Here is a 14,034-nt window from a genome sequence, read left to right on the forward strand (position 1 = left end):
TGCCCTCCCCAAACAGCAACGTCGGCCTTCAAGACCACAACCAGGTCTCGAAGGCCGACGTCACGCACAGGGCCCACATTCGCCAACAGCATCCGTTTCCATACGGTGCGGGCCCCTCCTCGTACCAAGAAGACTCAGTCCTGAGCGGCCGTCTCGCGCCGCACCGACAGCAGGTCCTCCAGCTGCTCCTCGCGCGCCTGCGCGGCCACGAACAGCAGCTCGTCGCCCGGCTCCAGGGTCTCCTCCGGAGTCGGCGTCAGTACGCGCGTACCGCGGATGATCGTGACCAGCGCGGTGTCCACCGGCCACTCCACCTCGCCGACCTGCGTGCCGGAGAGCGCCGACTCGGGCGGCAGCGTCAGCTCGACGAGGTTCGCGTCGCCGTGGCTGAAGCGCATCAGCCGTACGAGATCACCGACGCTCACCGCCTCCTCGACCAGCGCCGACATCAGCCGCGGCGTGGACACCGCGACGTCGACGCCCCAGGACTCGTTGAACAGCCACTCGTTCTTGGGGTTGTTGACGCGGGCCACGACCCGCGGCACCCCGTACTCGGTCTTGGCGAGCAGGGAGACGACCAGGTTGACCTTGTCGTCGCCGGTCGCCGCGATGACGACGTTGCAGCGCTGCAGCGCCGCCTCGTCCAGCGAGGTGATCTCACAGGCGTCGGCCAGCAGCCACTCCGCCATCGGCACCCGCTCCACCGAGATGGCGGTGGGCGCCTTGTCGATCAGGAGCACCTCGTGCCCGTTCTCCAGGAGCTCGCCCGCGATGGAACGCCCCACCGCGCCCGCTCCGGCAATCGCGACCCTCATCAGTGACCTTCCTCGGGGCCCAGCGAACAGGCCGCCTCGACCTTCGCGATCTCGTGCGTGTGCATCATCACGTGCACGAGGTCGCCCTCCTGCAGCACCGTCTGGGAACTCGGCAGAATCGCTTCCCCCAGCCGAGTGAGAAACGCGACACGCACGCCGGTCTCCTCCTGCAACTTACTGATCTTGTGCCCGATCCAGGACGGCGAGATGTGCACCTCCGCGAGCTGCACACCGCCGCTCGGGTCCCGCCACAGCGGCTCCGCGCCCGAGGGCAGCAGCCGGCGCAGCATCTGGTCGGCGGTCCAGCGGACCGTGGCGACCGTCGGGATACCGAGGCGCTGGTAGACCTCCGCCCGGCGCGGGTCGTAGATGCGCGCCGCGACGTTCTCGATGCCGAACATCTCGCGGGCCACCCGGGCCGCGATGATGTTCGAGTTGTCGCCGCTGCTGACGGCGGCGAACGCACCGGCGTCCTCGATGCCCGCCTCGCGGAGGGTGTCCTGGTCGAATCCGACCCCGGTGACCCTGCGGCCACCGAACCCGGAACCCAGACGGCGGAAGGCCGTGGGGTCCTGGTCGATCACTGCGACCGTGTGCCCCTGCTGCTCCAGAGTCTGCGCGAGAGCGGCTCCCACTCGCCCGCAGCCCATGATGACGACGTGCACGTCCGTCCTTCCGCCCGTTAAGAGTCCATCAAGAGTTTTCGTTGACATTTCGTCGGACTCACAAGAGTCGCAGACCGCCGACAAAGCTACACACGCGCGGTACCCCGCGGGGACCCCCGGTCAGCGCCTTCCTCACCGGTCCGCGCGACGGGCCGTGCACCGATCCCAGAACATTGCGCAGCCCGGGGGTGGTGTGTGGGCGACGCCCGTTCGACCCCTTACGATCCTCGACGTGTCCAAACTGACCGACGTGCCCAAACGGATCCTGATCGGCCGGGCCCTGCGCAGCGACAAGCTGGGAGAAACGCTCCTCCCCAAGCGCATCGCACTCCCCGTCTTCGCCTCCGACCCGCTCTCCTCCGTGGCCTACGCGCCCGGAGAAGTACTGCTCGTGCTCTCCATCGCGGGTGTCTCGGCGTACCACTTCAGCCCGTGGATCGCGGTCGCGGTCGTCGTCCTGATGTTCACGGTCGTCGCCTCCTACCGGCAGAACGTGCACGCGTACCCGAGCGGCGGCGGCGACTACGAGGTCGCCAACACCAACCTCGGCCCGAAGGCCGGACTGACCGTCGCCAGCGCCCTGCTGGTCGACTACGTCCTGACCGTCGCCGTGTCGATCTCCTCCGGCATCGAGAACCTGGGCTCGGCCATCCCCTTCGTCGTCGAGCACAAGGTCCTGTGCGCGGTCGCCGTCATCGTGCTGCTGACGCTGCTCAATCTGCGCGGCATGAAGGAGTCCGGGAAGCTCTTCGCGATCCCCACGTACGTCTTCGTCGCGGGCGTCTTCATCATGCTCGCCTGGGGCGCCTTCCGGGCCCTGACCGGCGACGACATGAGCGCCCCCACCGCAGACCTGGAGATCAAGCCCGAACACCCGGGCCTCGCCGGCTTCGCTCTGGTCTTCCTGCTCCTGCGCGCCTTCTCCTCCGGCTGCGCCGCCCTCACCGGCGTCGAGGCGATCTCCAACGGCGTCCCCGCCTTCCGCAAGCCGAAGTCGAAGAACGCCGCGACGACGCTCGCCCTGATGGGCTCCCTGGCCGTCGTCATGTTCTGCGGCATCATCGCGCTCGCCATGGAGACCGGCGTCAAGATGGCCGAGAAGCCGGCCGTCGACCTGATCCGCGACGGGGTGCCGGTCGGCGACTCGTACGTACAGAACCCGGTGATCTCGCAGGTCGCCGCCGCGGTCTTCGGCGAGGGCACCTTCTTCTTCGTCCTGCTCGCCGCCGCGACCGCGCTGGTCCTCTTCCTGGCCGCCAACACGGCGTACAACGGCTTCCCGCTCCTCGGCTCGATCCTCGCCCAGGACCGCTATCTGCCCCGCCAGCTGCACACCCGCGGCGACCGCCTCGCCTTCTCCAACGGCATCGTGCTCCTCGCGGGCGCCGCCGTCCTCCTGGTCTTCCTCTACGGCGCCGACTCCACCAAGCTCATCCAGCTGTACATCGTCGGAGTCTTCGTCTCCTTCACCCTCAGCCAGATCGGCATGGTCCGGCACTGGAACCGGCACCTGAAGACCACCAAGGACCAGGCCAAGCGCCGCCGCATGGTGCGCTCGCGGGCGATCAACACCTTCGGCGCCTTCTTCACCGGCCTCGTCCTGGTCGTCGTACTGGCCACCAAGTTCACCCACGGCGCCTGGGTGGCCCTCCTGGGCATGGTGATCTTCTACGGAACGATGTCCGCGATCCGCAAGCACTACGACCGGGTCGCCGAGGAGATCTCCGCCGCCGAAGGCCCCTCCGACGACAGCCTGCGCCCGTCCCGCGTGCACTCCATCGTCCTGGTCTCCAAGGTCCACAAGCCGACGCTGCGCGCTCTCGCGTACGCCAAGCTGATGCGTTCGGACCGTCTCGAGGCGCTCTCCATCAGCGTCGACGCGGCCGAGACGAAGGCGCTGCGCGACGAGTGGGAGCGGCGCGGCATCAACGTTCCGCTCAAGATCCTCGACTCGCCCTACCGCGAGATCACCCGCCCGATCATCGAGTACGTGAAGGGGCTGCGCCGCGAGAGCCCGCGCGACGTGGTCTCCGTCTACATCCCGGAGTACGTGGTCGGCCACTGGTACGAGCACCTGCTCCACAACCAGAGCGCCCTGCGCCTCAAGGGCCGCCTCCTGTTCACCCCGGGTGTGATGGTGACGTCCGTCCCGTACCAGCTGGAGTCGTCCGAGGCGGCGAAGAAGCGCGCGAAGCGGCGCCAGGACTGGAACGCTCCGGGCGCGGTACGGCGGGGCCCGGTGGACCGCCGCCCCAAGGAAACGACCAAGGAGACGACCAAGAGCTAGTCAGGCTTGCCTGGTCAGGCTTGCTTGGTCAGGCTTGCCTTGGTCGTGCGGCCGGACGACACCCACGTAGACTGGTGGGCTGTTGTCCGGCCGTTCCCGTTCGGTCCCCCTTTGATCCTCTGGAGTCACCCCACCATGCAGTCCGAATCCAAGGCATCGAAGGAAACGACGGCCCCGCAGGAGCCCGGAACGGCTGCCCCGCAGGAGCTTGCAGCAGCTGCCCCCCAGGAGCCCGCAGCAGCCGCCGCGAAGGAGCCCAAGGTCTCGCTCGTCGGTACGGAGTACGAGGTCGAGATCGGCCCCGTCGCGCACGGCGGCCACTGCATCGCCCGTACGTCCGAGGGCCAGGTCCTCTTCGTACGCCACGCCCTCCCCGGCGAGAAGGTCGTCGCCCGCGTCACCGACGGCGAGGAAGGCGCCCGCTTCCTGCGCGCCGACGCGGTGACGATCCTCGACCCCTCCAAGGACCGCGTCGAGGCCCCCTGCCCCTTCTCCGGCCCCGGCATGTGCGGCGGCTGCGACTGGCAGCACGCCAAGCCCGGCGCCCAGCGCCGCCTCAAGGGCGAGGTCATCGCCGAGCAGCTGATGCGCCTCGCGGGTCTCACCCCCGAGGAGGCGGGCTGGGACGGCACGGTCATGCCCGCCGAGGGCGACAAGTTGCCCGCCGGACAGGTCCCGCAGTGGCGCACCCGCGTCCAGTACGCCGTCGACGCCGACGGCAAGGCGGGCCTCCGCAAGCACCGCTCGCACGAGGTCCAGCCCGTCGACCACTGCATGATCGCCTCGCCCGGCGTCTCGGAACTCGGCATCGAGAAGCGCGAGTGGCCCCAGATGGCCACCGTCGAAGCCATCGCCGCCACCGGTTCGAGCGACCGCCAGGTCGTCCTGACCCCCGCCCCCGGCGGCCGCCTGCCCCTCGTCGAACTCGACAAGCCGGTCTCCGTCCTGCGTGTCGACGAGAAGGACGGCGGCGTCCACAAGGTGCACGGCCGCGCCTTCGTCCGCGAGCGGGCCGACGGCCGTACGTACCGCGTCGGCATGGGCGGCTTCTGGCAGGTCCACCCGCAGGCCGCCGACACCCTGATGCGCGCGGTCATGCAGGGCCTCATGCCCCGCAAGGGCGAAACGGCCCTCGACCTCTACTGCGGCGTCGGCCTCTTCGCGGGCTCCGTCGCGGAACGCGTCGGCGAGCGCGGCGCGGTCCTCGGCATCGAATCCGGCAAGCGCGCCGTCGAGGACGCCCGCCACAACCTCGAATCCATGCCCAACGTCCGTATCGAACAGGGCAAGGTCGAGCAGGTCCTGCCGCGCACCGGCATCACCGAAACGGACCTGATCGTCCTCGACCCCCCGCGCGCGGGCGCCGGCAAGCAGACGGTCAAGCACCTCTCGACGCTGGGCGCACGACGGATCGCGTACGTGGCCTGCGACCCGGCGGCCCTGGCCCGCGACATCGCGTACTTCAAGGAGGGCGGCTACAAGGTGCGGACGCTGCGGGCGTTCGACCTGTTCCCGATGACGCACCACGTGGAGTGCGTGGCGATTCTGGAGCCGGTGAAGAAGGACGACTGACCTGCGGTTTTGCCCGTGCGCTTTATGTGCGGTGTGGGCGTTACAGGCGATATCTTGACGCTGAAATGACGCTCTCGGGGGCGGTCGTATTCGCAGAGGTAGACCCTGGACTGTGGCCGCGAGGAGGCGGGCAGCCTCCACGCCGGAGCGGCCCAATTCGCCGCGTGCCGCGTCTAGGGCGGCCTCGGAGACCTTCGCTTCGCTTCGAACCTGTGCCCGCGCAGTTGACGCACCGGCCGCATGGGGCGGCCTGCTCGTCGTCGAGCTGTCGGCGCAGGAACTCCATGCAGCAGCCGGTGGTCGCCGCGTACTCCCGCATCGCCTGCTGCTCGGCCTGGCGTTGGGGCGAGCCACGTGTATCGCTCGGCGCCGTACACCCAGGGCTGGTACGGCGGAGGCCCAGCTGCCCTTGGTGTGGTGCACCGCACCGTCCACGTTGAGGACTTTGAGCGTGGCCTCCAGTCGAGTACGCCGCAGGTCAACCATGGGCTCCAGGATGGGCAGGGACAGCGGCTTGGGGGAGTGCGCGAGGGCGTGGAAAGTACCGAAGGGCCACGACTCAATGGCCGTTGACATCGGATCGGCGGCGGCGCAGACCATGCGAATCGGGCACCCGGACCAGGAAACGCCGCAGGTCGGCGGTGCCTCGTGCGAAGTTCTGGCGGTCGGATAGGGGCAGTTGTCCTAGACCCGGGGCATGGGTGCTGATGTGCGGGCAGGCCTGGTCTCGCTCGGTGCCTTCCGGGAACTCCCATTCGCACAACGGGACATGACTCGCGTCGCGCGCGAGACCGGCGAACCGGACCGATCACTTTCGTGCAATGCGCCTGGGAACTACCTGAGCATGCTCGTTGATTATGCTGCCGCACCGGGAGACTCCAAGATCCCGACAGAGTTAAGCTGAGACGAGCCAGGCAAGGAGCTGCCAGGCATGGGCAGGTGCGATTCAGTCATGATGGCCATGGTTCCGGCCGCGGGCCATGGCGACGTTTCCGGGTAGTCGCAGCTTTCTCTAAGATCACCGAACCGATTGCGGCCCGACGGGCTTCCCCACGAGGACATGCCCCCACCCGCACGAGCTACTCGTGCCCTGGGGGAACCATCTCGTGTCATTGCTCCTTCTGAAGCTTTCAGCGCAGGATCTTCTCACTTTGCATGCGCGCCGCCGTTTGGTGCCGCACCTTGCTGCTCGCTGGAAGCATTTCCGAGGTGCGGACGCCTCGGTCACCGAGCGCTCCGCATGGGCGGAAAGTTTGATCAGCCTTGCGAGCGATCTGGTCGCTGCCGACCGCGGGAACGTGGAGATGGTCGTCGAGTGCGCTGCCACCATCGACGAGTCCACTCGCTCGGAACCGCGGCTCATCGATGTCGTGCTGGTGGGCCGACATCCGGGCGAGAACCGTCCGTCCGTTCAACTCGTTGAATTGAAGCGCTGGTCCACGGTGACGAGGATAGAGCGAGCCACCGCTGAGCTGGTGGACGTGCCAGGTCTGGGAGCCAAGAGACATCCTGCGCTCCAATTGCGTGAATACTACGAGGCGTTCACGAGCGAGAGAGGGCCCTTCGAGAACGAAGAATTCGAATGCGGCGGGTTCGCCTACCTCCACAACGCCACAGACGATTCCGTGCGCCCGCTGATCGGCGTGGAGGCGCCCATGGGCGCGTACGCCCGCGTCTACACAGCTGACCGGCGCGCCCAGCTCCTCGACGACCTTAGGGCGGGCTTCGGCCCCGAGGGCGGGGCATCCGAGGCCGCGACCATGTTGCGGACCATGGGATTGAGGAATACACCGCTGCTCGACGCCATGAACTGGTCCAGGGGTGACGACACCGTCTTCGTGCTCCGTGGGCGCCAGAATGCGGTCGCGGAACAGATTCTCGAAGCGGCGTCGAAAGTCCTTCCCGACCGGGAGCGTCCCCTACTGGTTCCGGACGAGCGGCGTGTGGTCTTCCTCGTCACAGGTGGCGCAGGCACAGGGAAGAGTGCCATCGGCCTGCAGGTCAAGGCACAGCTTGAGGCGCAGGGGCGAACCGTGAAGTACGCCAGCGGAAGCAGGGCCTTCAACGCGGCCATCCAGGAGCATGTCGGTTACGGCGACAAAGAGTTCAGGGAGACCTTCACCTACTTCAGCAACTTCGTCGACACCTCGGTGCCCCCGGTGGATGTTCTGATCTGCGACGAGGCGCATCGCCTGCGCGACCGTTCGACGAACCGGTTCTGGACGCCAGAGCAGCGGGCGAAGTGGGGGAAGGGCGCGCAGGTGGACGAGCTTCTCGACGCGTCACGTCTGACAGTGTTCTTCCTGGACGAAGGTCAGTCCGTGCGGCCGAAGGAAGTCGGCACCGCCGAACTGATCAAGGACGCGGCCGCGCGGCGTGGCGCCGACCTGCTCGAGTACGGCCTGCGCGAGCAGTTCCGCTGCGGTGGCAGTGGTTCGTACATCCGCTGGGTACGTGCACTCCTGGGCGTGACGGACGAGGAGGCGAAGCCTTGGCGGTCGAACGAGGAGCCGCAGGCCTGGCGAGCGGACGGACTGATGCACGTCGAGGTAGTGGAGACCCCGGAGGAGCTCGAAGAGATCATTCGGACGGAGGCCGCGGCTGGCGCTTCCGCACGCATGGTCGCGGGGTACTGCTGGCCGTGGACGGAACCCGTGGGCGAGGAGAAGCATCTGGAAGCCGATGTCCGCATCGGAGATTGGTACCGGCCGTGGAACGCTAAGAGCGAAAGCTACTGCGCGGACGGGGTGCCGCCGTCGGACATCTGGTCGGTCCACCCCAATGGCCTCGGCCAAATCGGCTGTGTCTACACGGCGCAGGGCCTGGAGTGGGACTGGTGCGGGGTCGTCATGGGGGACGACATGGTGCGTCGTGGCGATCAGTGGGTGTTCCAGCGCGGAAAGGAGCGGAAGGAAGGCCCAGGTTCGGACATCAAGCGCGTTGATCTGCCGGGTTCGCTCGATCCGAAGGTTAGCTCGTCCAGCGTGGACGACGACGACTTCGCGCGGCTGGTCCGGCAGGCGTACCACGTGCTGTTGACCCGCGCGAGCCGTGCAACGGTGCTGTACTCCACGGACGAGGAGACCCGCACCTATCTGAAGGAGTTGGTGGGTCTGGTGGAGATCCACGGGCTTCGGCCCACGTGGCTGAACCTTCCGAAGGAGGCTCGCACAGTGCACTTGCCGCGGGCCAACAGGAGACGCAAGGGCAAGGGGCGAAAGTCCTCGGGACCTGACCTCAAGCTCTTCTGACATCAGACGCCGGGCAGCGGAGTGGCGGGCTCTCCGGGCCCGCCACGTACCTGCTCAGAAGAACAGGTCTGCCACCGCGGTCAGCGCTGTCACCAGAAGACTGGAGACCACTCCGCCAGCGATGTCGATCAGGACTTCGCGAATCCGTTCACGACGCGCAGGCTTGTACTCGACGGGGGTCATACGGCCACTCCAGGTTGTGAGTTCGGAATGGCAGGGGGCACCCTACCGGGCAGCCACGCTCACGTCGTGTGTTGCCACACGACGGGCACAACCATCCTTCTCTCATAGCCTGTTCGGCCTCACGCATGAACCGCAGCCTCGTACCCTCCGGGAAGGTGCGCAGCGGGATCATATTAGCCCTCGGCAGAGCACCTTGGATCAGGGAATCAGTGAGCGGAGCTTCTCGCGGGTTTCCGGGTCCGTCGAGTAGACGACCGTTCCGATCATGCCTCGGGTCAGGAGTATCTTGTAGGTGTTGCGGATGAGGCGGTCCACGTCCTCGTCCGGCGTCGCCTTGGTGAAGGAGGGGTCCTTCGAGGCGGTGCGGTCGGCCACCCAGCGGTCGGTCCGCCAGATCAGGTCCGGGCCAATGAGCACGCCCGACCAGGCGTACTCGAAGCCCTGGGCGGTGTAGACGCAGCCGACCTGGCCGAAGCCCGCCGGGTCAGTGGCCCAGAGTGGCGCCGGCGGTGCGGCCAGAAGGGAGCGGTCGCCGTACAGGTTCCACGGCCTCGACCAGTCGCCGACGGATACGTCCGGGGGCAGCGTCGTCATCGACGGAGTGATCTTCGTGGTCCACTTCCAGCAGTAGCCTGCGGAAAGCCGGGCACCGTATCCCTGTGCGTGCTTATCGCCGAGGAAGTCCTCCAATTCCTGCGGGCTGTCCACCGTCAGTAGTTGTACCTTGCCGTCCGGCTCTCAGACGACGGGTTCTTCGCCCTCCAGGCCCAGGAGACCAGTGACCCAGCGTAAATAGGCGTCGCTGCCTCCGCACCGGAACTGGCTGTCCAGCTCCACCAGCGTGAAGTCCACTTGCTGTTCGGCTGCAGCCTGCCTGATCTGCTCGACGGTTCCCATCTCACCGGGACGTACCACCTGGTGCTGGTCGAGGAGGAACACCGGGACCCGGGCCGCGTCGATCAGCTCAGCCACCTGTGGGCGCCCGGTACGCAGTGAGGCTCTGGTGTAGCGGTCGGCGGAGATCTTGCGGAGCCGGTGAGCCTCGTCGCAGACGAGCAACGTCGATGTCGTTGGGTTCGGCCTCCATGAAGCTGTTGAAGTAGCGGAGCAGGCGCTGTAATTCGGGCTTGCGGGCGCCCGCGACCTTTCGCATGGTCTTCGTGAACGACTGCGATCCGGTGGCATGGAGGGCTGGTATGCCGCGTCGGTAGAGGTCGCCGAGCACGGACAGGGCGATCACGCTCTTGCCGGATCCGGGCCCACCGGTCACGACGACTACCTGCTTGTGGTTGGAGCGGCGCGCCTTGCGGACTGCCCCCATCACCGTCTCGTAGGCGAGCCGCTGCTCGTTCAACAATACGAACTGCTCCCGGTCGCGGACCTCGTCGGCAGCCACGGCCATCAGCTGTCTGGACGGCCGGACCCTGGCCTGCAGGAAGTTGTCAGCGGCGCCAGCGCCAGGCTTTGCGGCCAGCCTCGAACGCAGGTAGTCGAGGAACGCGCCACGTTGAGCGCCGGTGATCATGCGGCCCCGGCGGTTCTCCTCGACCTCGCGCAGCCCGCCGACTCCGAACTCGGTCGCGTTGTGCAGGAAGGCCACTCCAGCGACGGAGTCGGGGTTCCGTTCGAGAGCCCCGTTGAATGAGACGAGGTAGTCGCAGTAGCCGCGTATCTGCTCGATGGGGTTCAGGACGGGCTTGCGGTAGGAGGACACGCTGCACCGCAGTGGATCGTCATCCACGGGGTGGGCTTCGCTCCACTGCTTGAGTTCCACGATGACGTACGACGGCTCGCCGGACACCGGATGGACGCCGGCCAGTATCACGTCCCCGCGCTTGCTCGTCAGCGGCAGCCCGTACTCCAGCAGCATCTCGACCTCACCGAGACCTGCTTCGACCAGAGCGTGGGTGAGGGCGGGGATGCTCCGCTCCCAGGAGCAAACCTCCGCCACGTGCGGCCTATGGCCGTGCCTGTGTAGGAAGTTCTCGCTTAGGAGTTCCGCCAATCGGCCTTCGAGGCGCGTGCGGTTGGCCAAGGATGCCGCGGACTCACGGAACAGCAGGAAATTGCCCCCAGGCAGCACGGAGTAACTCGTGCGGGTGGGGGCATGTCCTTCAGTTCCACGTGAGGTGGAGCGGAAGCCCGGCGGGCCGCTGAGATGTCCTTGCCATCTAATGACGGTTCGTGATCTGGTGGCCAGGCCGAGAATGATGGCCGGACCGAGGCCTTAGGGGTGCTCACGGCATTCAGGAAGGGCGGCGCGCAGGATCAACGACTTCTGTGGCGGCTCGGTAGATGACTCAAACAGCTCTTGCCCAGTGCGCGGTACGTACCCGTCTCACCGGTCCGGTCCCATGTGGTGGAGGCTCACTCTCGCCTTCGGTCGGGAGCCCAGAACCTCTCGCGAGGGTCGACCCGGTGGTGCGGGTGGCCCCCCTCTGGACCTGGGCGCCATACGAGCCGACAGGCCTGACGGGCAAAAAGGCACTGCAAGCTCTGGGCTCTCTCGTCCCGCTGGTGCTCTGGCGAACAGCGTTCAGGGTTGCCTGTGATCGGTGGTGTCGGGCGACCGGGGAAACAGGAGGGCCAGAGCTCAGTACTTCACGGACGGCTCGCTCGCGCAGCTCGTCAGGATATTTTCCGGGGCGCAAGCATCGGAACAGCGGCTTCAGGACCGCTACAGAACCCAGTTCAGCTCACATCGAGGTTCGGTTCGAAACGAGTCCGTCATCGCGTATGTCGGTGACGGCGAGAAGCCCCCGGTCGCTGATGCCCAGGTCGACGACCGGCCCACGGTTGTCCGTAACACCGATCAGTACGTCTCCACCGTGCCAGCCCGAATCGCTTGGGACAGCGCAGATGGCCTTTCGAAGGACATCGGGGCGCTTGACCATACGCTGGAACTACATGCATGTGTTCTCTTCAGCGCCAAGCGGATTGGCCATATCGACCAGCTTACGGGCGTGGGAACCTGCAGTCAGGGGCCTGGCCCTTCCTGATTGCCACCCCGGTATGCCGGCCGTCACTGAAAGTCACCGCTGCGCCTCGGCGTCTTGATCAGATTCCCCATTCCGCCCGGATGGGTTCCCGCGCGGTGGTCAGTGCCCCGTCGAAGTCGGCGAGGCGTTCGGCGAGGGTGTTGGCGGCCACGCGGGGTGGAAGTGCGGTGGAGAACTTCAGGCCGCGGACGGCGCGGGGGTCGACGGTGGGGAGAGTGAGGGAGTCGGGGAGTTCCGCGCGGGCTGCTTTCCAGTCGGCGGGGGAGAGGTCCTGGCGGAGGCGCAGGTGGGTGTCGGTGGGGCGTTGGACGGGGTCGGCGAGGTTGCCGAGCGAGGCGGCCAGGGTGGCGTTGGCGCGGTATCCGGCCCAGGTCCACCAGCGGGTGGCGTCGGCGTCGCGGACCAGGAGGGTGCCGGCGGGGTGGACTTCGTGGGGGGCCCGTTCGGTGCGGAGGTCGGTGAGGGCGGCGGTGGCGCGGCGGGTGAGGTTGACGTCCGGGTCGGTGCCGAGGAGGACTTCGCGCATGGCGCGGGTGAGGGTGAAGGAGAGGCCGCGAGCCTCACTGCCCTGCCATTTGGCGATCCCGCCGTCCTCAACGGGTTCGACGAAGGCGCGGCGGCGGGCCCAGTCGATGAAGGTCACCTGCCAATTGCGTCCGGCCAGGAGAAGGCGGCGCGGACCCGGACGTTCCTCGGTGAGAACCGAGGGGTCGGTGGTACCGATCTCGGTGCGGCCCGCGAGCACCGTGAACTCGGGGGGCGCGGTGAAGGAGGCGGTCAGCTCCATGAAGTGACGTCGGCCGAAGTGCTTCTCGGCCTCGGGGCCGATGAACAGCATGCCGCCGTCGCTGTCGAGGAACCCCTCGGCGACGAGGTGCTTCAGGAGAGGGGCGGCGGACCGGTCGAAGGGTGCGAGACCGTTCCACTGCTCCGGCCACAGACGGTCACCGATGCGGTGTTCCTGCAGGGTGACGGCGAGCAGTTGCTGGGCGACGAGGTGGCGGGGGGAGGGTGGTGGATTGACGGGCTCGACCCAGCCGCGGGACCACAGAGTGAGCAGTCCTGCGGCTTGGAGGAGGGTGTCGGGGCGGGTGGCGAGGAAGAGGCAGTTACGGGAGGCCCCCGCGCGGCGTCCGGTGCGGCCGATGCGCTGGAGGAAGGAAGCGACGCTGGAGGGCGAGTCGATCTGGATCACGCGGTCCAAGTCGCCGACGTCAATGCCGAGTTCCAGGGTGGAGGTGGAGACGATGACGCAGTCCCGGGCCTCGGCGAACGCCTGCTCGGAGCGGGTGCGTTCGTCGGTGGAGAGGGAGGCGTGGGAGAGGAACACGGTGACGTCGCGGGCACGCAGGGCCGCACCGAGTTCCTCGACCTGTTTGCGGGAGTCGCAGAAGACGAGCCGCTTCTCGCCCCGGTGGAGGGCAGAGATCACCTTGGCGGCGTTGCCGAGCGACCCGACGTGGTCGAGTTCCACCTCACCGGCGGGGCGGGGGAGCGGTGTGCCGCTGCCAGGTGTGCCGCTGTAAGCGGTGGCAGGCAGGACGACGCCGGGGGCGACGACCCGTCCCGGACGGTCCGTGGGATGCGCACCCTGGAGCCAGGTGAGCAGGGTGTCGGGGTTGCCGACGGTGGCCGAGAGGCCGACGCGTTGGATGCGGTGGCCGGTGAGTCGTTCCAGCCGTTCGAGGACGGCGAGCAGGTGCCAGCCCCGGTCGTCGCCCGCGAAGGCGTGCACTTCGTCGACGACGACGGCACGCACACGCCCCAGCATGTGGGTGTGGTCGGTCTTGACGCTGATGAGCATCGCTTCGAGCGACTCGGGTGTGGTGAGCAGGATGTCGGGGGACTCGGTGCGGATGCGGCGGCGTACGGACTCGGGGGTGTCGCCGTGCCAGAGTGCGGCCCGGCGGCCCAGCCACTGGGCGTAGCCGTCCACCCGGTGCACCAGGTTGTTCAGGAGCGCCTTGAGCGGAGCCAGGTAGAGGACGGAGGTACCGGTCCAGCGCTGCTCCCGCATGGCGGACAGGAGGGGGAAGGTGGCGGCTTCCGTCTTCCCGCCCGCGGTGGGTGCGAGCAAGATCGCGTCCTCGCCGTCCATCAGCGGATCAACGGCGGCCTTCTGCAGGGGGCGCAGGTCGGGCCACCCGAGGGTGTTGACGATGTGGTGCAGGACGATCGGGTCGAGCCGGTCCAGCGGGTCGGGGCGTTCGACTGCGTCGGGGCCGGGCGGCTGGTCCTGCACGTGGGCGACTCCCTGCGCTG

The 14,034-nt window shown here is 67.6% G+C and carries 8 protein-coding genes and 2 pseudogenes; 3 read left to right on the forward strand and 7 right to left on the reverse strand.

The features are described 5' to 3' along the window. Positions 1–134 precede the first annotated feature (134 nt). Positions 135–815 carry a TrkA family potassium uptake protein gene (locus AB0D18_RS06105; protein WP_362413452.1) on the reverse strand — a complete coding sequence of 227 codons (681 nt, stop codon included), beginning with the start codon at positions 813–815 and terminating at the stop codon, positions 135–137. After that, positions 815–1,480, reverse strand: a complete 666-nt coding sequence (locus AB0D18_RS06110) for a TrkA family potassium uptake protein (protein ID WP_362413454.1) — start codon at positions 1,478–1,480, stop codon at positions 815–817. Before AB0D18_RS06110 ends, AB0D18_RS06105 begins: the two co-directional genes overlap by 1 nt. Before the next feature lie 232 nt (positions 1,481–1,712). Between AB0D18_RS06110 and AB0D18_RS06115 the strand changes: the two genes are divergently transcribed. Both AB0D18_RS06115 and AB0D18_RS06120 read left to right on the forward strand, forming a co-directional pair. Then, positions 1,713–3,767: an APC family permease gene (locus tag AB0D18_RS06115; RefSeq protein ID WP_362413456.1), complete on the forward strand. Its 2,055-nt coding sequence runs from the start codon at positions 1,713–1,715 to the stop codon at positions 3,765–3,767. Positions 3,768–3,902: 135 nt separating this feature from the next. Next, complete coding sequence (locus AB0D18_RS06120) at positions 3,903–5,339, forward strand: TRAM domain-containing protein (protein ID WP_362413458.1); 1,437 nt, start codon at positions 3,903–3,905, stop codon at positions 5,337–5,339. Between the two features lie 135 nt (positions 5,340–5,474). Here the strand turns inward: AB0D18_RS06120 and AB0D18_RS06125 are convergent. Beyond that, a pseudogene (locus tag AB0D18_RS06125) lies at positions 5,475–5,870 on the reverse strand (recombinase RecQ); the annotation flags it as partial. 575 nt (positions 5,871–6,445) lie between these two features. Between AB0D18_RS06125 and AB0D18_RS06130 the strand changes: the two are divergent. Then, the gene (locus AB0D18_RS06130) at positions 6,446–8,590 is read left to right on the forward strand and encodes a DUF2075 domain-containing protein (RefSeq protein WP_362413459.1); all 2,145 of its coding nucleotides are present in this window, start codon (positions 6,446–6,448) and stop codon (positions 8,588–8,590) included. A gap of 54 nt (positions 8,591–8,644) precedes the next feature. On the opposite strand, the gene AB0D18_RS06135 is transcribed toward AB0D18_RS06130, so the two are convergent. From AB0D18_RS06135 to AB0D18_RS06150, 4 genes and pseudogenes are all read right to left on the reverse strand, one after another. Then, entirely contained in the window at positions 8,645–8,773 is a 129-nt protein-coding gene (locus AB0D18_RS06135) for a DUF6408 family protein (RefSeq protein ID WP_362413461.1), read from the reverse strand. A 198-nt stretch (positions 8,774–8,971) separates the two neighbouring features. After that, positions 8,972–10,835, reverse strand: a pseudogene (locus tag AB0D18_RS06140) (DUF2075 domain-containing protein). A 238-nt stretch (positions 10,836–11,073) separates the two neighbouring features. Beyond that, positions 11,074–11,424 carry a transposase gene (locus AB0D18_RS06145; protein ID WP_362413463.1) on the reverse strand — a complete coding sequence of 117 codons (351 nt, stop codon included), beginning with the start codon at positions 11,422–11,424 and terminating at the stop codon, positions 11,074–11,076. Between the two features lie 406 nt (positions 11,425–11,830). Next, positions 11,831–14,014 (reverse strand): DEAD/DEAH box helicase, encoded by a 2,184-nt coding sequence (locus tag AB0D18_RS06150; RefSeq protein ID WP_362413465.1) that lies wholly within the window; start codon positions 14,012–14,014, stop codon positions 11,831–11,833. Positions 14,015–14,034 lie beyond the last annotated feature (20 nt).

The sequence above is a fragment of the Streptomyces sp. NPDC048442 genome (genome assembly GCF_040651475.1).
Lineage (GTDB): Bacteria > Actinomycetota > Actinomycetes > Streptomycetales > Streptomycetaceae > Streptomyces.